At 40.7% G+C, this 19,301-nt stretch carries 19 protein-coding genes and 6 tRNA genes; 10 read left to right on the top strand and 15 right to left on the bottom strand.

Features of this window, described 5'->3' with window-relative positions:
- The first annotated feature begins 46 nt into the window (after nt 1-46).
- The 3 genes from rsmB (at nt 47) to HWV02_RS00440 (ending at nt 4,323) form a co-directional block, all read left to right on the top strand.
- Nucleotides 47-1,342: a 16S rRNA (cytosine(967)-C(5))-methyltransferase RsmB gene (gene rsmB, locus HWV02_RS00450; protein ID WP_211689439.1), complete on the top strand. Its 1,296-nt coding sequence runs from the start codon at nt 47-49 to the stop codon at nt 1,340-1,342.
- A gap of 138 nt (nt 1,343-1,480) precedes the next feature.
- Nucleotides 1,481-2,857 (top strand): Trk system potassium transporter TrkA, encoded by a 1,377-nt coding sequence (gene trkA / locus HWV02_RS00445; protein ID WP_211673608.1) that lies wholly within the window; start codon nt 1,481-1,483, stop codon nt 2,855-2,857.
- Between the two features lie 20 nt (nt 2,858-2,877).
- On the top strand, nt 2,878-4,323 hold the full coding sequence (locus tag HWV02_RS00440; protein WP_211673607.1) for a TrkH family potassium uptake protein: 1,446 nt from the start codon (nt 2,878-2,880) through the stop codon (nt 4,321-4,323).
- Nucleotides 4,324-4,343: 20 nt separating this feature from the next.
- Here HWV02_RS00440 and rmuC read toward each other — a convergent pair whose 3' ends face one another.
- Together rmuC and HWV02_RS00430 are read right to left on the bottom strand one after the other, a co-directional pair.
- Nucleotides 4,344-5,702: a DNA recombination protein RmuC gene (gene rmuC / locus HWV02_RS00435; RefSeq protein WP_211678031.1), complete on the bottom strand. Its 1,359-nt coding sequence runs from the start codon at nt 5,700-5,702 to the stop codon at nt 4,344-4,346.
- Nucleotides 5,703-5,710: 8 nt separating this feature from the next.
- Nucleotides 5,711-5,947, bottom strand: coding sequence for a hypothetical protein (locus tag HWV02_RS00430; protein WP_211673605.1), 237 nt, complete (start codon nt 5,945-5,947; stop codon nt 5,711-5,713).
- A 287-nt stretch (nt 5,948-6,234) separates the two neighbouring features.
- Between HWV02_RS00430 and HWV02_RS00425 the strand changes: the two genes are divergently transcribed.
- Together HWV02_RS00425 and HWV02_RS00420 are read left to right on the top strand one after the other, a co-directional pair.
- Nucleotides 6,235-6,615 (top strand): TraR/DksA C4-type zinc finger protein, encoded by a 381-nt coding sequence (locus HWV02_RS00425; RefSeq protein ID WP_211678030.1) that lies wholly within the window; start codon nt 6,235-6,237, stop codon nt 6,613-6,615.
- Between the two features lie 152 nt (nt 6,616-6,767).
- Nucleotides 6,768-7,265 carry a CreA family protein gene (locus HWV02_RS00420; RefSeq protein ID WP_211678029.1) on the top strand — a complete coding sequence of 166 codons (498 nt, stop codon included), beginning with the start codon at nt 6,768-6,770 and terminating at the stop codon, nt 7,263-7,265.
- Nucleotides 7,266-7,335: 70 nt separating this feature from the next.
- Here HWV02_RS00420 and HWV02_RS00415 read toward each other — a convergent pair whose 3' ends face one another.
- The gene (locus tag HWV02_RS00415; RefSeq protein ID WP_211689437.1) at nt 7,336-8,055 is read right to left on the bottom strand and encodes a hypothetical protein; all 720 of its coding nucleotides are present in this window, start codon (nt 8,053-8,055) and stop codon (nt 7,336-7,338) included.
- 163 nt (nt 8,056-8,218) lie between these two features.
- On the bottom strand, nt 8,219-8,458 hold the full coding sequence (locus HWV02_RS00410) for a hypothetical protein (protein WP_211678027.1): 240 nt from the start codon (nt 8,456-8,458) through the stop codon (nt 8,219-8,221).
- 315 nt (nt 8,459-8,773) lie between these two features.
- On the opposite strand from HWV02_RS00410, the gene HWV02_RS00405 reads away from it, so the two are divergent.
- Nucleotides 8,774-9,133, top strand: coding sequence for an HDOD domain-containing protein (locus tag HWV02_RS00405; protein WP_211689435.1), 360 nt, complete (start codon nt 8,774-8,776; stop codon nt 9,131-9,133).
- Between the two features lie 49 nt (nt 9,134-9,182).
- On the opposite strand, the gene HWV02_RS00400 is transcribed toward HWV02_RS00405, so the two are convergent.
- The 6 genes from HWV02_RS00400 to HWV02_RS00375 all read right to left on the bottom strand — a co-directional run bounded on the left by HWV02_RS00400 (nt 9,183) and on the right by HWV02_RS00375 (nt 9,989).
- Nucleotides 9,183-9,259 (bottom strand) — tRNA-Pro (locus HWV02_RS00400).
- Nucleotides 9,260-9,263: 4 nt separating this feature from the next.
- A tRNA-Leu gene (locus HWV02_RS00395) sits at nt 9,264-9,348 on the bottom strand.
- Between the two features lie 79 nt (nt 9,349-9,427).
- Nucleotides 9,428-9,503 (bottom strand) — tRNA-His (locus tag HWV02_RS00390).
- Nucleotides 9,504-9,508: 5 nt separating this feature from the next.
- Nucleotides 9,509-9,585 (bottom strand) — tRNA-Pro (locus HWV02_RS00385).
- Between the two features lie 211 nt (nt 9,586-9,796).
- Nucleotides 9,797-9,872: transfer RNA gene (locus HWV02_RS00380), tRNA-His, on the bottom strand.
- Nucleotides 9,873-9,912: 40 nt separating this feature from the next.
- Nucleotides 9,913-9,989, bottom strand: a tRNA-Arg gene (locus HWV02_RS00375).
- 261 nt (nt 9,990-10,250) lie between these two features.
- Here HWV02_RS00375 and HWV02_RS00370 point away from each other — a divergent pair.
- On the top strand, nt 10,251-10,670 hold the full coding sequence (locus HWV02_RS00370; protein WP_211689433.1) for a cytochrome c5 family protein: 420 nt from the start codon (nt 10,251-10,253) through the stop codon (nt 10,668-10,670).
- Between the two features lie 174 nt (nt 10,671-10,844).
- The gene (locus HWV02_RS00365) at nt 10,845-12,179 is read left to right on the top strand and encodes a GGDEF domain-containing phosphodiesterase (protein WP_211689432.1); all 1,335 of its coding nucleotides are present in this window, start codon (nt 10,845-10,847) and stop codon (nt 12,177-12,179) included.
- 29 nt (nt 12,180-12,208) lie between these two features.
- On the opposite strand, the gene rep is transcribed toward HWV02_RS00365, so the two are convergent.
- The 3 genes from rep to rpmB all read right to left on the bottom strand — a co-directional run bounded on the left by rep (nt 12,209) and on the right by rpmB (nt 14,752).
- Nucleotides 12,209-14,224 (bottom strand): DNA helicase Rep, encoded by a 2,016-nt coding sequence (gene rep / locus HWV02_RS00360; protein WP_211678023.1) that lies wholly within the window; start codon nt 14,222-14,224, stop codon nt 12,209-12,211.
- A 124-nt stretch (nt 14,225-14,348) separates the two neighbouring features.
- Complete coding sequence (gene rpmG, locus HWV02_RS00355; RefSeq protein WP_045108636.1) at nt 14,349-14,504, bottom strand: 50S ribosomal protein L33; 156 nt, start codon at nt 14,502-14,504, stop codon at nt 14,349-14,351.
- Between the two features lie 11 nt (nt 14,505-14,515).
- On the bottom strand, nt 14,516-14,752 hold the full coding sequence (gene rpmB / locus HWV02_RS00350; protein ID WP_006030956.1) for a 50S ribosomal protein L28: 237 nt from the start codon (nt 14,750-14,752) through the stop codon (nt 14,516-14,518).
- A 348-nt stretch (nt 14,753-15,100) separates the two neighbouring features.
- On the opposite strand from rpmB, the gene HWV02_RS00345 reads away from it, so the two are divergent.
- Both HWV02_RS00345 and csdE read left to right on the top strand, forming a co-directional pair.
- Nucleotides 15,101-16,321 carry a cysteine desulfurase gene (locus tag HWV02_RS00345; protein WP_211689430.1) on the top strand — a complete coding sequence of 407 codons (1,221 nt, stop codon included), beginning with the start codon at nt 15,101-15,103 and terminating at the stop codon, nt 16,319-16,321.
- Between the two features lie 68 nt (nt 16,322-16,389).
- Nucleotides 16,390-16,815 (top strand): cysteine desulfurase sulfur acceptor subunit CsdE, encoded by a 426-nt coding sequence (csdE, locus tag HWV02_RS00340; RefSeq protein ID WP_211689428.1) that lies wholly within the window; start codon nt 16,390-16,392, stop codon nt 16,813-16,815.
- A gap of 59 nt (nt 16,816-16,874) precedes the next feature.
- Here the strand turns inward: csdE and HWV02_RS00335 are convergent, their stop codons facing one another.
- Nucleotides 16,875-18,086: an acetyl-CoA C-acetyltransferase gene (locus HWV02_RS00335; protein WP_211678020.1), complete on the bottom strand. Its 1,212-nt coding sequence runs from the start codon at nt 18,084-18,086 to the stop codon at nt 16,875-16,877.
- A gap of 287 nt (nt 18,087-18,373) precedes the next feature.
- Nucleotides 18,374-19,162: a tRNA cyclic N6-threonylcarbamoyladenosine(37) synthase TcdA gene (gene tcdA, locus HWV02_RS00330; protein ID WP_211689426.1), complete on the bottom strand. Its 789-nt coding sequence runs from the start codon at nt 19,160-19,162 to the stop codon at nt 18,374-18,376.
- Nucleotides 19,163-19,301 lie beyond the last annotated feature (139 nt).

The following is a 19,301-nucleotide window of genomic DNA, read 5'->3' as shown; positions in this document are numbered from 1 at the left end:
ATGACCGCTTAATAGTATTAAGCGGTTTTACCTCGGATACATATATATGAAAACCAGAGCTAGCGCTGCAAAAGTACTTTACCAAGTTGTTGATAGAGGTCAGTCATTGACGACAGCCTTACCAATTGCTCAGCAATTATTACCAGCCAAGGATCGTGCTTTACTACAGGAGATCTGTTACGGCGTATTGCGCTGGTTACCACGTCTTGAATTTATTAGTCGCCAACTAATGAGCAAACCATTAACGGGTAAACAAAGACCCGTGCATTTCTTAATTCTGGTTGGCTTATATCAATTAAAATTCATGCGTATTCCAGCACATGCTGCAGTAGCTGAAACCGTAAACGCAATTAAGGTATTAAAATCACATAAACTCAGTGGTCTGGTGAACGCTATTTTACGTAATTACCAACGCCAACAAGATGATCTAGAAAGCCAAGCTGACGGTAATGACGCGTGTAAATTCGGTCACCCAGGCTGGTTAATAAAACGCATTAAAGCCGCTTATCCAGAGCAATGGCAAGATGTATTAATGGCCAACAATGAACGTCCGCCAATGTGGATACGAGTTAATCAGCAACATCATAATCAAGCTGATTATCAAACATTGTTAGCAGCAGACGACATCACCGCAGATATCGTAGATAGTGCGGATTCAGCATTACGTTTAGAGAAGCCGACTGATGTTTACAAACTAGCTGGTTTTGCAGAAGGTCATAGCTCTGTTCAAGATGGCGCAGCGCAATTTGCGGCGCAATTCTTAGACGCACAACCAGGCGAATTAATTCTTGATGCTTGTGCTGCGCCAGGTGGTAAAACAGCACACATTTTAGAACGTCAACCAGCCCTAAAGCACCTTGTCGCTGTCGATTTTGATGCAACACGCTTAGCTAGAGTTCAAGAAAACTTAACTCGTATGCAATTAGAAGCAGAGCTTATCCATGGCGATGCAAGCAAACCTGAGGATTGGTGGCAGGGTGATAAGTTTGATCGCATTTTATTAGATGCACCTTGTAGTGCAACGGGCGTCATTCGTCGTCATCCCGATATCAAATGGTTACGTCGTGATAGCGACATTGCACCATTAGCCCAATTACAGTCTGAAATTTTAGATGCCATGTGGCAGCAACTTAAACCTGGCGGCACATTATTATATGCAACCTGCTCTATTCTACCGGCAGAAAACAGCGAACAAATCAGTTCATTTGTTGATCGAACTCCGGATGCAACGCTGATCCCATTAACAGCCGACAGCGACAATCAAGCATCAAGCTGGCAGATCCTACCCAATACCCAAGGCATGGATGGCTTTTTCTACGCGAAGTTACAAAAAAAAGCATAGCTGAATAGTCTCTATAGCCAACTGATTAATTAGTATCACTTGGCTATAAACCATTGGCGTTATTCAACTTTAGCTTAAACAAGCGTAGAATAGCATTATCAAAACAGATCACGACAATTTTATTTGGTGCGAGGTTAAATGAAAATTATCATTATCGGTGCAGGCCAGGTCGGCGGCACGCTGGCTGAAAACTTAGTAGGTGAGAATAATGACATTACTATTATCGACCGCGATGGCGACAGCTTAAGAAACTTACAAGATAAATTTGACCTGCGCGTTGTTGAAGGCCACGGCGCCAATCCAGACGTACTACGTGAAGCTGGCGCACAAGATGCAGATATGTTGGTGGCAGTGACCAACAATGATGAAACCAATATGATCGCTTGTCAGATTGCTTACACCATGTTCAATACCCCAAATAAAATAGCTCGGATCAGAAATGAATCCTATCTTAATAACAAAGAGACCCTGTTTAATAATGGCGCGATTGCAGTGGACCATTTGATCGCACCAGAGCAGCTAGTGACCGACTATATTAAACGCCTCATCGATTATCCGGGGGCATTACAGGTCGTTAACTTTGCCAATAACAAAGTGGGTCTCGTGGCAGTAAAAGCCTACTATGGCGGTCCATTAGTCGGTAATGCGTTAGCGGCATTACGTGAACATATGCCCAATGTGGAAGCCCGCGTTGCTGCTATCTTCCGCCAAGGCAAACCGATCCGCCCACTGGGAACAACGATTATTGAAGCCGATGACGAAGTATTTTTTGTTTCTGCAAGTAATAATATTCGCGCCGTGATGAGTGAATTGCAAAAACTGGAGAAACCGTATCGCCGTATTATTATTGCCGGTGGTGGTAATATTGGCGCTGCATTAGCGGGTCGTTTAGAGCGTGATTACTCAGTCAAATTGATTGAGCGTAATATCACCCGTGCCGAAAAACTATCAGAAATGCTTAATAATACCATCGTATTCTGCGGTGATGCCTCCGATCAGGAACTGCTCAGTGAAGAACACATTGACCAAACAGACGTATTTATCGCGGTCACCAATGATGACGAAGCCAATATCATGTCTGCCATGTTAGCCAAACGGATGGGTGCGAAAAAAGCCATGGTGCTGATCCAGCGCGGTGCTTATGTGGACCTAGTGCAGGGCGGCACTATCGATATTGCCATTTCACCACAACAGGCCACTATCTCTGCGTTATTAACTCATGTTCGTCGTGCTGATATCGCCAATGTCTACTCATTGCGCCGTGGTGCCGCAGAGGCGATTGAAGCTATAGCCCATGGTGATAAATTAACATCGCGCGTTGTCGGTCGAACTGTAGGGAGTTTAAAACTACCAACAGGTACCACCATTGGTGCAATTGTACGTAATGACGCAGTCCTAATTGCTCATGATAACACCGTGATTGAACAAGATGATCACGTAGTGATGTTCCTAGTTGATAAAAAGTTCATCCCTGATGTAGAGAAACTTTTTCAACCCAGTCCATTCTTCTTATAACATGCAAAGAAACTTGTTTAATGGTTAACTTCAAACCCGTATTGTTCATGGCAAGTGTGGTGTTACGCGCGCTTGCTTTATTTATGATTGCACCTTTGGTACTGGCTTTGTCTACCGATGGCCATGGCGCGCCTGAATTTTTCAAATCTATTATTATCACCACCATAGCATCCGGTTTATTCTGGCATAAAGGCCGCTCAAACGTTTTCCGTCTTGGTATACGTGAAATGTTTTTACTGACCACGTGTGTGTGGATAATAGCCTCCGCATTTGCCGCCCTGCCGCTCATGTTGATCCAACATATTAGCTATACCGATGCCTATTTCGAAACCATGTCAGGTATTACCACCACAGGTTCAACCGTACTCTCAAATTTAGATACAACGGCACACAGTGTGTTGCTATGGCGCTCGATTCTACAGTGGTTAGGTGGCGTAGGTTTCGTGGTTATGGGGGTAGCAGTCCTACCTTACTTAAACGTCGGTGGTATGCGCCTATTCCAAACAGAGTCATCTGACTGGTCTGATAAAAACACCACCAAAACCCAGCATACAGCGGCTTACGTTATGTATGTCTATTTAAGCTTAACCATACTTTGTTATTTTGGTTACTTAGCTGCTGACATGACGAGTTTTGAAGCCCTCAATCATGCAATGACAACCCTATCGACAGGCGGCTACTCGACCTCAGATCAATCAATGGCACACTTCTCGAACGCAGCGCAATGGAATGGTACCTTCTTTATGTTTTTAGGGGGGTTACCATTTTTACTCTTGATCAGTGCAATTCATCGTCGCGATATCAAAGTACTTATCAATGATGCGCAGATTATCGGTTTTGGAAAGCTAATACTCGTAATGACAATAATGATGTCGTTATACCTGTGGCAAAAAGATGTTTTTGATCTGACCGACGCGATCAGAATTAGTATGTTTAACATAGTATCAATAGTAACATCGACTGGTTTTGGTTTAACAGATTTCGGCACATGGGGTGAATTTACAACTGTCTTGTTTGCAGGTTTGATGTTTACTGGTGCTTGTTCTGGCTCAACATCTGGTGGGATAAAAATATTTCGATTTCAAATCGCCTTCACCTTATTCCGTAAGCAGATGTCACAATTAGTCCACCCATCAGGGGTATTTAGACAGCACTACAATGGACGTAATGTAAATGATGTTATTGTACGATCTGTGGTTGCTTTTGGTAGTGCATTTATTGCTACAGTTTCGATACTGGCAGCCATACTCAGCATAATAGGTTTAGACCCGATCACCAGTATTACCGGTGCAATCACCGCTGTGGCTAATGTGGGTCCAGGATTGGGCCCTGTCATTGGCCCATCAGGTAACTTTGCTAGTTTACCTGATACCGCAAAATGGGCGCTTAGCTTAGGCATGTTGATGGGGCGATTAGAGATTATGACAGTATTAGTGCTCGTAACCCCTGCATTTTGGAAAAGTTAAAGTATAAGAGTGCTAACTGATTATTCTAATAAGTTAGCACTGCTTTTCTCAATTAACTCAACAGGTAATGGTTTTTTAACTTCGACGCCCAGCTCTACAAACTGCTGCGCTTGTTTAATTAAATTGCCCTTACCTGAACTTAAACGTTTCATCGCTGAATCATAACTATCTTGTGCTTTATCTAACGCTGTTCCCATGTCTTGCATATCGTGACTAAATAAACGCAGTTTTTCATAGATCCTACCAGCACGCTCTGCGATTAATTGTGCATTCTGGTTCTGACGTTCGTAACGCCATAAATTATCAATGGTACGTAATGCAACTAACAAATTGGTTGGACTCACTAACATGATATTATTATCCAGTGCATACTTCATTAAACTTGGGTCAGCTTCTAATGCCGCTATAAATGCCGGTTCTACCGCCACAAACATCAGTACATAATCTAACGTTTTTAAGCCTTGTAACAAGTGGTAATCTTTACGCCCAAGTTCACGAATATGCCCACGAATAGAGGTTACATGCTCCTGTAACGCTTGTTTACGTGTCACTTCATCGTCAGCATTAAAGTAACGCTCGTAAGCCGTTAATGACACCTTAGAATCAACCACAACATCTTTATCTTGTGGTAAATGAACAATCACATCAGGTTGAAAGCGTTTGCCATGCTCATTATTCAAGCTTACCTGAACATCATATTCATGCCCTTCCCGTAAGCCAGATTCAGATAAGATCCGCGCTAAGATAACTTCGCCCCAATTACCTTGCTGTTTGTTGTCCCCTTTCAGGGCTTTAGTTAAATTAGCCGTTTCGCTAGACATCAATTGATAAACTTGCTGCAAACGAGCAACCTCAGATTGTAAGCTGTGGCGCTCTTTCGCTTCGTTAGAGTAAACATCTTGCACTTGCTGTTTAAATCCTTCGAGCTGCGTTTTTAATGGCGCTAAAAGCAATTCCACACTAGACTTGTTTAGTTCTTTGAAATTGTCGGTTTTACTATCAAAAATTTTATTTGCGAGGTTTTCGAACTGCTGTTGTAAGCGTTGTTCAGATTGTGCTTGCAGTGCCAGTTTTTCTTCGCTAGCCTGGCGTTCAGCCTGTAAACGAATGTCACTTTCACGTAATCGTGACATTAATTTAATTAACTGGTTGTTTTGCGATTCTAATTTTAATTTATTAGCATCATGCTCTTTCTGCAATTGGTCATTAGCATAATTAACGTTATCTAATTGTTGTTCTAATAACTCAACTTCATGATTTAAAGTTTGCATCGATAAGTTGGCTTGCTGAGTTTTACGAATTGCAACTAAGCCAAAAATAATCGCGATACAGCTAACGACAATATACGGAAATATGGATAACAGAGAATCAAAAGTCATAAGATACATTAACTACGAAAAAAAGAGCTGTGTGACAAGGCGCGATCAAAATAAAACCATACTGCAAGGCAGCCAAGGTAAATAAAGAAAATGATCCATTTATGATAATTAACACCGCTGTCAATGGTGGTAAATGGTACATCACCAATCACACTGTATAACCAAAGAGTCAGCGGAAATAATGCGAAAACCAAAAGTTTCCACATGATCTTTAACGTCGGACGGTGTACAGTTATCGCTTTCATTAACATAGTCCTAAATATCAGCGTAAATAATACTGAAAAGAGATGATGATGTTAGCCTAACCTGCTCAAGATTAAAACTAATCCATTAAGGTTAATCATAATCAGTGCACATTTCATCAAAATAATACGGATTAATTCATTATCCCCCTTGAAACGAGAAAAAATACCCCAACTTGTAATTTTCAGTTATTTTTTGTCAAAATAGGGTTAATAACTCTATATCACGGACAATTAAAATGTCTATTATGCTAATTAATTATAATCCGAATACGAAATAGGTAATATATATGAGCGATTTTATGAATGAAGGCCAAGTTGCCTATTTCAAAGAAAAACTAGAAACAGAGAAACAAGAGATTTTATCTCGAATTGAAAACCAATCAACTAACGTCGTCATCTCTGATAGTAATGAAATGGCTGATGAGATTGATCGTGCGGCAATGGAAGAAGCACATCGCCTCGAATTAAACCGGATTGACCACGATAAATTACACATAAAGATAATAATTAAGGCTCTACGTCTTATCGACAGTGGCGATTATGGTTATTGTAGTAACTGTGGTGATGAAATATCGATTAGACGCTTACAAGCACGTCCTGAATCACAGCTATGCTTAGAGTGTCAGTCAACGAAAGAATTTACTGATCACAACTTATACCGTCGTTAATCCTAAACCCAATCGAATAATCAACTCTGGTCGTTATCAATAAAATGATCACAGATGGAAAGCAATAATAAACCAATGTTATTGCTTTCCTCATTTATCGTTCCGTATTAATCTGTAATCTCTTTCACCCAAACCGCCATAGGAATACAGCGATGTTAAAGCTATTGCCAGTCAATTTTAAAAGAATCAGTTTATTGTCACTACTTGTCACCAGTGTTGCATTAAGCGGTTGTAGTGATGATGAATCAGGTAAAATCAGTCTGGGTTTATTCACAACTAAAGATATTAAAATCAACACATTTGTAGATCCAAAGATACCAGGCGTCACTTGTCATGTTAGCCATATTGAAGCTAATTTGGATTTTTCTGATCCGTCAGATATGGGAATCGCATGTCGCCAAACAGGTGAAATTACAGCGGCAATGCTAGCAACCATTGATATCTCAAAAAGCGGCGAAGTGATCTTTAAGCAATCAAAGAGTATCTTATTTAAATCACTCAAGATCCGTCGTATTTATGATGCTGATAGCCAAAGTCTATTGTATGTCTCGTACTCAACAAAAGAGATTAATGGTAGCTACAAGCATTCATTATCCACCGTACCACTGTGGGCAACCAAAGCGTGGCAACAGCCAACGACTCTTAAATAACAACCAAATTAAAAACAATAAAGCCACTGTTGTCAGTGGCTTTATTCGTCAGTAGGATAATGCGCAAGAGCTAAAATGCAGTTATAACGCCCATCCCGATCACTTCAGAAAATAGCAACAATACCGTTGTCAGCGACACTAAATTAGGTGTGTACTCCTGTTTTGTATAGAGCGGAATAGTCCAAATAGCTAACGCCAATAATAAAATAACAGCTCGGTAAATGACGAACTCTTGGATCACCGTCATCTGACTTGAATCGGCATTAAGCCCTGCAACGATCAATAACCCAAGCATCAGTAGTACACTACTCGCGATACCAACAACGGGTAAAATAACATTAAATGCTTGTAATCGATGTTTTGCACGTAATAAGATCACATGCGCAAATACAGCACCAAGTAACACGGCTTCTAACAGTAATAACGGCTGCTGCTGTTGCCACAGTACTAATAACCCAGTAATGACAGCAAGTGCAATTGGTAATCGTAACCAAGTACTTGGAATTGCACGTTTACCTTCTAAGCGAGACTGAATTAAATTTTGTATAATACCGATAAATACCGCAATGCCACCAACAACCAAAGTCGGCGCTGTCGCATACTCTTCAATGCCTGTCATTAACCCAAGCGCTAATACAGCCCAAATTGAGATCATATTTTCAGTAATACGCTTACGCTGGCCAGGACACACTTCACCTTTTACTAATACTAATGCTAGGAAACAAGCTGCCGCTATTGGCATCATTACAATGATTGGATAAATTTGTTGGTAGAAACTGATTTCAGTCACGCGAAAACCCTTAGTCAATACTAAATTCAAGTAAGTTAGGTGCGAGAGTATATCAGTGTCACCTCAAGGTGGTAATCAATAATTAAATGAAAATGCTATTTTGCGAAGGTAATAAAAAACAAAAAAAAGCCCATCACTAAAGAATGGGCTTCACCTGCTTATTTTAGAATTTTTTACCATGTTCTTGCTCTGAAATTAATGGTTCAACACCTAATATACGAGAGAGCAGATCGACTTCATTCAAACTCTCATCACTAAGTTGTACATTCACTAGCAGTGATTCAAATCGACTCTGCTGTAATACTTCCGAAATTCCCGTCATACCACCGGCTGTTTTCAATAACGATGAAATAACCGTATTCGCCCCAGTTTCCCTTTTTTCTATATCTAGTTTCCCATCCATAACTCCCCCTCATAGCTCCCTAACTATCCCTGATTTCTATCCCTTAGAAATATCTTCCAGTCATATAAAACCACATTCACTTACTCAGGGAAATAACCAAATAGTGAGTTTGAGAGGTAAAACGGATAAATGACCAAGTGTCCTATCAGGGCTGAAAATAAATCTGAACTCTGCGCTAATAATATATATTATATTAATTCTTTAGTATTAACTTGATTCTAATCATCGCTATATATCCAAAATCACAATGACAGGGAGTCACAGTGTGAACGTCGAATATTTATTTTCGAAACTGAAACAGCCAGCAGAATCGCAATGGATCCAGTTATCACAGCAAGAGTATTAAAGATGGCAAACTCTGCCACTTACTCCCGTGGTCAGCATGTCGAATCAATAGAACAAGCAGCGATCAAACTCGGTCTCAATAAGTTAGGTTCATTAGTCATCGCTAGCAAAATCCACTTGGATCAAGAAATCGTTTTTACGTGCAGTTTAATGCATAACATTGGGGAGTTGCTGATCCAAAGTGCATTACCAGAAGAAGCAGGTCTAACCGATCTCAGTCAAGCACAGATGATCATACACCGCTTTCCAGAAATGTTACTAACGCAACTCCAAGCGGTACAGCAGCAAGGTAACGAATTGACAGAATTATTAATGCAGGACGTAGCGTAGAGTTTCAGAAACGAAAAAAGCCTGCTCATTGAGCAGGCTTTTCGAATAGTGGTCGGTGATAGAGGATTCGAACCTCTGACCCCCTGGTCCCAAACCAGGTGCGCTACCAAGCTGCGCTAATCACCGAACATGGTGCGGAAGGAGAGACTTGAACTCTCACACCTTGCGATACTAGAACCTAAATCTAGCGCGTCTACCAATTCCGCCACTTCCGCACAATTTTTCTACTTGCTAGCAGGTAACTCTAACAAGGGTGATAACTCAATTCTAAAAGAATATCTATGTTATCGAATATGGGGCGACTGAAGGGATTTGAACCCTCGACAACCGGAATCACAATCCGGGGCTCTACCAACTGAGCTACAACCGCCATAGTGGTCGGTGATAGAGGATTCGAACCTCTGACCCCCTGGTCCCAAACCAGGTGCGCTACCAAGCTGCGCTAATCACCGAACATGCTCATTAGAATGCATCATTCTTAACAAGTGTGCGCATTATAGATATTGTGTGTAAGTCTGCAAGTCTTTTTAACCAAAAAACGATTTTTTTATCATTTTCAATTAAATCGGAATAAAAACAAACAGCGCCAGTGCAAAAAACAATCAGAACAAATTAATTAACTTACTGAACTGTATTTACCTGTGCATGTTCAATTAAATGCAATGGGGCGACTGATGGGATTTGAACCCACGACAACCGGAATCACAATCCGGGGCTCTACCAACTGAGCTACAACCGCCATTAACCATTTAATTGCACAACCACTATAATAACTATAATGGTGCGTCCGAGAGGAGTCGAACCTCTGACCTCACCCTCCGGAGGGGCGCGCTCTATCCAACTGAGCTACGGACGCATGAGCAATATACTACGTCCAACGGCGAACCTCGTCTAGGCAAATCAGTTAATTCAACATGAATATGTTGCATAATTACAACGCCTGTATCTTTTATAACCAACTAAAAGCCCTATCGAACTGAGGAAAATGCAACAAACACTGTTACAACTATTTAACCTAAGGCTTGGTAAGGATATAATGATTCGCAGTAGTAGGGATTTATTATAACAAAAGTCAACCATAGACTGACAATACCATTATTAGGGAGCTAAAAAGAGCATGTATAAATTACGAAATATTCTAATCACTTTATCAGCATCATTGCTATTTGCATTTACCGTAAGCGCAAGTCACAACTCTGCGGAATCAGTTGCAGAAAGAATTGCCCCTGTAGGTCAAGTATACTTACCAGGTGAACTGGCCCCAGTCGTTGCGAAAAGCACTACACCTGCAGAGCCACGCTCAGGTGAACAAATTTATACAACTACTTGTAGCATGTGTCACGGCAGTGGCCTTGCTGGTGCTCCGATTAAAGGTAATGCGGATCAATGGGGACCTCGAATTGCAAAAGGTAAAGACACGCTTTATCGCCATGCAGTCGAAGGCTTAAATGGCGTAATGCCTCCACGTGGTACTTGTGCAACGTGTTCTGATGACGAATTACAAGCTGCCGTTGATTACATGATCCAAGGCCTGTAACACAAAAGATAAATAACGTTATAACAACAGGATGACCTTAAGTCTCCGATTATAACCAAGTCGCTCTTCGATAAAGCCACTCATTTTTTAGTGGCTTTTTTTTGACCCTCAGTTATCCACTGCTAGACTTTATCACTATAAGACTTAGTTTTTTCGTTATTAAAGACCATTAGGATGCCGACTGTGAACAAGGATCGTCTATCAAACCAGCACCAGCCAAGCAGCGCCAAACTTATCGATCTCGCACTATCACGTTCATTACGGACACAGCGAGCCTTATTTTTAACACAGCTAAAATCAGCCTCACAACAACTGCAACAAACCCAACAAAATTTTGTATTATTACTGATTAAAATTGATAACATCGCCGATGTAGAGCAAAATTTTGGTAGTGAACTCAGTAATAAACTCATTACAATCATTCGTCACCACTTACAATTATTAACCTCCAGTAACGACTGCTTGGTTAACTTACAAGGCGATGAGTTTGCCTTGTTAAAAACGGATATAGTCGATGCGGATAGCGCTATCAGTCTCGCTAAAAAGATCCAATCACAGTTCCGCTTTAGCTTTCAGGTAAGTAACTATAAAATTCTCTGCAGCTGCAGTATTGGAATTAGTTTACAGCAGGCCACCCACTCTGTGAGTCAGGTATTGAAAGACGCGGATATCGCTCTGAAAATGGCTCAGCAGCAAGGTCTAGGTCAATACCATCTATCGAAAGCCTTACCCGTACCAGCTGAAAATACCTTGGCTATATTGCAACAAGAAAAGCTCACTCGCGCTATTATTAACAATGATATTCTGCCGTATTACCAACCTATTATTCAGCTTAACAGTAATCAATTAGTCGGCTTTGAAGTCATTGCCCATTGGCATGAAGAACATCACGACAACAGTTTTATTTCTTTCGCCGAACGTACCGATATTATTATCACCCTTGATTTACACATTATGTATCAAGCCTGCTTACAATTAAAAAAGTGGCATGATTCGAATCCTAATAATCAACAAATCATGTTGGCGATGAACTTATCCGTCAAACATCTCATTCTTGAAGGCGCTGTTGAACATTTAATTTTTATTATTCAACAACAACAGATCCCGCCACATCGTTTAGTATTTGAATTCAGAGAACATGAGTTTATGGCTCACAATGAATTTGCCATACGTGCGTTAGAAAAATTACGCCAAATAGGGGTGCAAGTAGGATTGGATAACTTTTGTACAGGCTTTAGTTCTTTGAATGAATTTTTCAAATATCCGATCGACTTTGTAAAAATAGACAGCAGTTTTACCAATCGTATGCTGATGTCTAAAAAAGATCTGTCGTTGATTCGCGTAATTAGAGATATTAGCCACGATATGGGCTTTAAAGTCATTGTTGAAGGAATTAGCAATCCTCAGCAGCATGCTAAATTAATCGAGCTTGGCTGTGAGTTTGGTCAAGGCAGTTATATTGCTCAGCCAATGGACTATACGCAGGTCGAACGCTTATTAGAACTCTAATAAGCGTTATTTTATTTATACTTTGTCAGCTACTTGTTAAAAAGGGCTCTTAAGTTTGCAACACCACGTTTGCCTTTCTCTTGCTTTTCAACGGGAGAGTCAGGTTTTTTACGTAGGTCCCATTCCAGATCATCTTGTGGCAATTCAAGCAAGAAGCGACTTGGCTCGGGTTTTACTACTTCACCAAATTGACGACGCTCTTTGCATAACATCATGAACAATACTTTTTGTGCTCGAGTGATCCCCACATAGGCTAAACGACGTTCTTCTTCAACATTTGGATCGTCATCAATGGAACTTTGATGCGGTAAAATCCCCTCTTCCATGCCGACCATGAATACATAAGGATACTCCAGCCCTTTCGAAGCATGGTAAGTCATTAGCTGTACTTGATCGGAGTCATCTTCTTCTTCATTGCGCTCGAGCATGTCACGTAACGTTAAGCGGGTAACCACTTGTGCCAACGTCATCTCTTCATCGAGATCATCCCCTTTGAGCATTTCTGTAACCCAACGATATAACTCTGACACGTTCTTCATTCGCATTTCAGCGGCTTTAGCGCTAGGACTGGTCTCATACAACCAGTCTTCATAATGTATATCACGCACCATATCACGCACAGCATCGATACTATCACTACGCTGTTCTTGATCCGCTAACTCAACTAGCCAACGGGTAAAGCCACGAACGGCAAGTAAACCACGTCCAGTGAGGGTTTGTTCTAAGCCCATTTCAAAGCTGGCAGCAAACAAACTGATATTACGCATGTTGGCATAATTACCTAACTTTTCTAATGTTGTCGGACCAATCTCACGACGTGGTACATTCACCACACGTAAAAACGCATTATCATCATCAGGGTTCACTAACAAACGCAGATAAGCCATCATGTCTTTGATTTCAGCACGTGAGAAAAATGATGTACCGCCGCTGATTTTATACGGTATACGGTTGGTCATTAAGGCTTTTTCAAATAACCGTGATTGATGGTTACCACGGTATAATATCGCATAATCTTTATATTCACTGCGTGCCATAAATTTATGTGCTAATAGTTCTGATACGACTTTTTCCGCTTCATGCTCTTCATTTTTGGTCGTGAACACTTTAATCGGATCGCCATACCCAAGTTCACTGAATAAGCGCTTATTAAACTCATGCGGATTGTTATCAATTAAAATATTTGCGGCTTTAAGAATACGTTGCGTCGAGCGATAGTTTTGCTCTAGCTTTACCACTTTCAAACCAGGAAAATCTTTTTGCAATAACGTGAGGTTTTCAGGACGCGCACCACGCCACGAATAGATAGACTGATCATCGTCACCTACAACGGTGAATTTAGCACGCTGGCCTACAATTAGTTTCACCAACTCATATTGACTGGTATTGGTATCTTGATACTCATCCACTAATAAATAGCGGATCTTATTTTGCCAGCGTTCGCGTACTTCGTCGTTTAGTCGTAACAACAAGGTTGGCATCATGATTAGGTCATCAAAATCCAAGGCGTTATACGCTTTCATATGGCGCATATAATCGTCATAGCACTGGGCAAATAATTTATCTTGGGGCATTTGCGCACGGGCAGTTGCTTGTGGCGGTAATACCAACTCATTTTTCCAATTCGAAATAGCGCTACGTAATTGGTCGATAAGCTCTTTATCTTCTTCGAGCGTCTCTTGAGTAAGCTCTTTTAGTAAGGCGAGCTGGTCTTGATCATCAAACAGTGTGAATGCTTGTTTAATACCTAAACTTTTATATTCTTTACGAATAATATTTAAACCTAAGGTATGGAACGTCGATACCATTAAGCCTTTTGCTTCTTTTTTACCCAATGTTTGAGCAATACGCTCTTTCATCTCACGCGCCGCTTTGTTGGTAAAAGTTACCGCAGCAATATTCTTGGCCTGATAACTGCAATTTTGCACTAGGTGAGCAATTTTGGTGGTAATAACACGTGTTTTACCACTGCCTGCACCAGCGAGTACTAGGCAAGGGCCGGAAATATATTTAACAGCTTCATCCTGACGGGGATTCATTTTCATAGCGACAACACCAGACTAAAACATTAAGAAAAGAAGTAGAGATTAGATTGTAGCAAAATTAACATAAAAAAATGCCAGTTATAAATAACTGGCATTTTTTATACATTGAATACGCAATCAAGAATTACTTGATTTTGCCTTCTTTGTACATAACGTGCTTACGAATAACTGGATCAAATTTTTTGATTTCCATTTTTTCAGGCATGTTTTTTTTGTTTTTATCAGTGGTATAGAAGTGACCAGTACCAGCTGATGAATTCAGACGAATTTTATCGCGCATAATATAGCTCCTTAAACCTTCTCACCACGGGCACGCATTTCAGCAAGAACTGAATCGATACCCTTTTTATCAATAATACGCATACCTTTACAAGTAAGACGTAATTTTACAAAGCGGTTTTCGCTCTCAACCCAAAAACGGTGTGTATGTAGGTTTGGCAAGAAACGGCGACGAGTGCGGTTTTTTGCGTGAGAAACGTTGTTACCAACAGCTGGTTTTTTACCAGTAACTTGGCATACTTTTGACATAGTGTGCTCCAATAACTTCAAATATAAGTGTCTACATAGTCGCATTTGAAGCTACTAGGTATACTTTTAATGCTCGGTTTATACAGTAAACTCAGACATAAATCAATAATAGTGCAAAATATCACCACCTTTAAACACACAAAGGCAGTGCTAAAAACAAGCGCTAACGGTTACTTTTCGAGCTCAAATGGAGTAAAACAGTTTAAAACACAAAAAATAGGCCAAAAAAAAGCAATAAAAATTAAATTATAATAATTGCAAAAAGTATTTCAATTCGCCTAAATGTACAAATGCGAAACCCTTTTTTTCAGGTTATAATCTCCACTCCTTGATAGTGAGTTTACACCAATGCTTAACGATATAGAATTAACCGATCTTAGACAACAGTTTCCCGTATTATCCCAACAAGTTAATGATCACCCATTAATTTACTTAGATAATGCAGCGACAAGTCAAAAGCCCTTGTGTGTTCTCGAGGCGATTAATACCTATTATCGAGACATTAACGCAAATGTACATCGCGCTTCACATGCACTCAGCGCGCAAGCAACATCCGCGTATGAAAATGCCCGTGATATATGCGCACAATTTATTAATGCAAATAGCAGTAAAGAAATCATTTGGACCCGTGGCACTACAGAATCGATCAACTTAATCGCGAGCTGCTTAACAACAGAATTTCAAGCTGGGGATGAGATTATCATTTCAACCCTAGAGCACCACGCTAATATTGTGCCTTGGCAGATGCTAGCACAGCGTACAGGGGCGATTCTTAAAGTCATTCCTCTATTGCCGTCAACAGATATCGATATGCAGGCTTATAAGTTGTTATTAAGCGATAAAACCAAACTTGTTGCCGTTAGCCATGTATCTAATGCGATTGGCACAGTTAATCCTATTGAAGAGATCATTGCTTTAGCCAAACAAACTAACGCAAAGGTATTAATCGATGGTGCCCAAGCTATTTCACATTGGGAGGTAGACGTACAAGCTCTCGGTTGTGATTTTTATGTATTCTCTGGGCATAAAATGTATGGCCCCACCGGTATCGGCGTGCTCTGGGGTAAAGAAACTTTGCTTAATCAGCTGCCGCCTTGGCAAGGCGGTGGTGAAATGATTAAAGCCGTCAGCTTTGAACATACAACTTATAACGAATTGCCGTTTAAGTTTGAAGCGGGTACACCGAATATTGCCGGAACAATCAGCCTTGCGCGCGCCATGATTTTTCTAAAGAGTTACGATCGACAAACGCTGGCAGATCACGAAGCTGAACTACTAGCCTACACCACGGCGCAGCTCGAAAAAATGCCACGCATTAAGATTATCGGTTCACCTCAACATCGTGCAGGTGGCATCAGCTTCACTATGAGAGACGCCCATAATGGTGATGTGGGTATGCTGTTAGATTTACAAGGCATAGCAGTGCGTACCGGTCATCACTGTGCACAACCTTTAATGCAGAGCCTTAACTTATCCGGTACCATTCGTGTGTCACTCGCCATTTATAACACAAAAGCAGAAATAGACTTCTTCATTACAGCATTAAATGAATTGCAAGATTTACTCTAATATCAATAAATAAAAAATTAACTTTATCCCGCGAGACTTTATGTCTGGTTGGTAATACAGGAATGATCATGACCGATTTCTCGTCGAGCCCATTTGGTAACGAAATTACCAGTAGCGATGTAATGACTTTATTAACCGCGAAAAATGGCTGGCAAAATAAATACCGCCAATTAATTTTGCTCGGTAATAAAATCCCAGCGTTGACTGATGACTATAAAGTAACAAAAAATCAAATTAAAGGCTGTGAAAGTCAGGCTTGGTTAGCGTTTAGTTGTGACAATGATGAACGACTATGGTTTGGTCTGGATTCAGATGCGCGTATTGTTAAAGGTTTAATGGCGGCATTATTAGCAGCCGTTAATGGTAAAACGCGCGTTGAAATCGCAGCATTTAATATTGATGACTATTTTGCTCAGCTTGGTTTTATGCAACAACTTAGCCCTTCTCGTGGCAATGGTTTAAAAGCGGTGATCGCAGCGATCCAAGCCGCCTAATAAACGAGAATATAAGTGGTGTATTGATTAACGCCACTTATATATCAACTGATGTCCTACTATTTCTGCAGGTTTTTAACAATCAACGCAGTTCCCATGCCCCCACCAATACACAGTGATGCCAAACCGTAATCTACCCCACGTTTTTTCATCTCATGTAATAACGTCACAGTAATACGACTACCGGAAGCCCCCAGAGGATGACCTAAAGCAATCGCGCCACCATTCACATTGGTTTTATCAGCAAACCAGTCCATATCAACATTATGCTCTTGAGTCAGATTAGTCATTACCCCTAATGCTTGTGCAGCAAAGGCTTCGTTTAACTCTAATAATTCTATCTGCTCTAATGACATATCAGCACGTTTTAGCGCTTGCTCAATCGCAGGAACCGGGCCTAGCCCCATAACTTGTGGATCAATACCACCTTGACCATAAGCGATTAACTCTGCCATTGGCTCTAAATCGTATTTTTCTACCGCCGCTTCAGAGGCTAAAATAATAGCTGCAGCACCATCATTAATACCAGATGCATTAGCCGCCGTCACCGAGCCATCCGCTTTAAATGCAGGACGTAGTTTAGCTAAACCTTCGACACTGGTATTCTCTTTTGGATACTCATCAGTTGCAAAACTTTGCGTTTGACGGCGCACTTTTACTTCAACTGGTACAATTTCGTCAGCGAAACGTTCTGCTGTAATTGCAGCGATTGCTTTATGTTGACTGCCGACTGCAAACGTATCTTGTTGTTCACGGGTTAAACCAAATTGGTCAACTATATTTTCTGCCGTCATACCCATATGGTAATTGTTAAATACATCAGTCAAACCATCATTAATCATTGCATCAACCATGGTCATGTTACCCATTTTAGAGCCAAAACGTGTTTTCGATGGCATCAAATAAGGAATGTTAGACATACTTTCCATCCCAGCAGCAACCACGATGTCCGCATCTCCGGCTTTAATATGTGCCGCGCCGTCCATAATCGTTTTCATGCCACTACCACAGATCATGTTTAACGTATAAGCAGGTACAGTTGCAGGAATACCCGCTTGCATTGCCGCTTGACGACCAGGGCCCATGCCTTGTCCAGCACTAATCACATTACCAACAATGACTTCATCAACGCGCTCAGGATCCACCTTTGCTGCTGCTAATGCGCCTTTGATCGCCGTTGCGCCTAATGTAGCGGCATCAACACTCGCTAAGCTGCCGCCGAAACTACCAAGGGCTGTACGTTTTGCTGCAACGATAAATACTTTACTCATACCTTGTTTCCTTACTTGATGTGATCAGTTTAATTTTTCAAACATATGTTTGAATACTATCACAAGTTATTAACATAACCGAATTTAGCGCAGATCAAATCAAAGTAGATGGATGACAATAAAGGGGATTATCGGAAGCTGTAGAATTGAATATGAAAATGAGAAAAAGAGCGTGCTGATTTTAATAAGCAAAACCAGTTAACACTATCTGTATTAACTGGTTTAAGTCACCTTAAGCTCATAATTCAACGCATAATAGCGTTAATAAAATAAACTAAATGAGCGTGTTAGACGTTCGCTTTCTCTGCTAATTTTTTCAATACACGTGAAGCGGCAACCAAACCAAAGCTTGCAGTCACAGCTGTTGAAGCACCAAAACCACTTGAACAATCCATGCCCGTTACGCCATCTGCAAAATTCTTAGTCATGCATACTTCCCCATCAGAACTGGGGTAAATGAGTTGCTCCGTAGAAAACACACATTCAATACCAAATTTACGTTTGGTATTTTTAGTGAAGTTATGTAAACGACGCAAGTCAGAACGTACTTTTGCAGCTAATGGATCTTGATACGTTTTAGCTAAGTCAGTCACTTGGATTTGCGTTGGATCGATTTGCCCACCTGCCGCACCAATAGTTATACATTTGATTTTGTTTCGTTTGCAATACGCTAAGAGCGCCGATTTTGAACGTACGCTATCAATCGCGTCAATCACATAATCATAGTCTGTACTCAGGTGTTCACCAATATTATCGGTACTAACAAAATCATCGATAAGATTAACCATACAATCCGGATTGATGGCATGAATACGCGCCGCCATCACATCAATCTTTTGCTGGCCGATAGTGTCTTTTAATGCATGAATTTGACGGTTAGTATTGGTTACGCAAATGTCGTCCATATCAATCAGCGTGATCTTACCGATACCCGAACGCGCTAACGCTTCTGCCGCCCAAGAACCCACACCACCAATACCAATCACACACACATGTGCTTGATTAAAAAACTGCAGTGCTTTTAGTCCATATAAACGTGCAATACCACCAAAACGATTGTCATATTCGGCCGACATACCCTACCCCAAATCAAGCAAAAAACGCATTATACCGATAACAACAGTTAACTACAAAAGGGATAAAACGTTTGATGTAAATCAACTTACATTGAGATTAGTCATTATTAGCGGATGCATATTTAATTGCATAAAATGA

It is taken from the genome of Moritella sp. 28 (assembly GCF_018219435.1).
Classification (GTDB): Bacteria; Pseudomonadota; Gammaproteobacteria; order Enterobacterales; family Moritellaceae; genus Moritella.
Note: the sequence above shows the minus strand (reverse complement) of the source record. Positions and strands in the feature narration are given on the sequence as shown.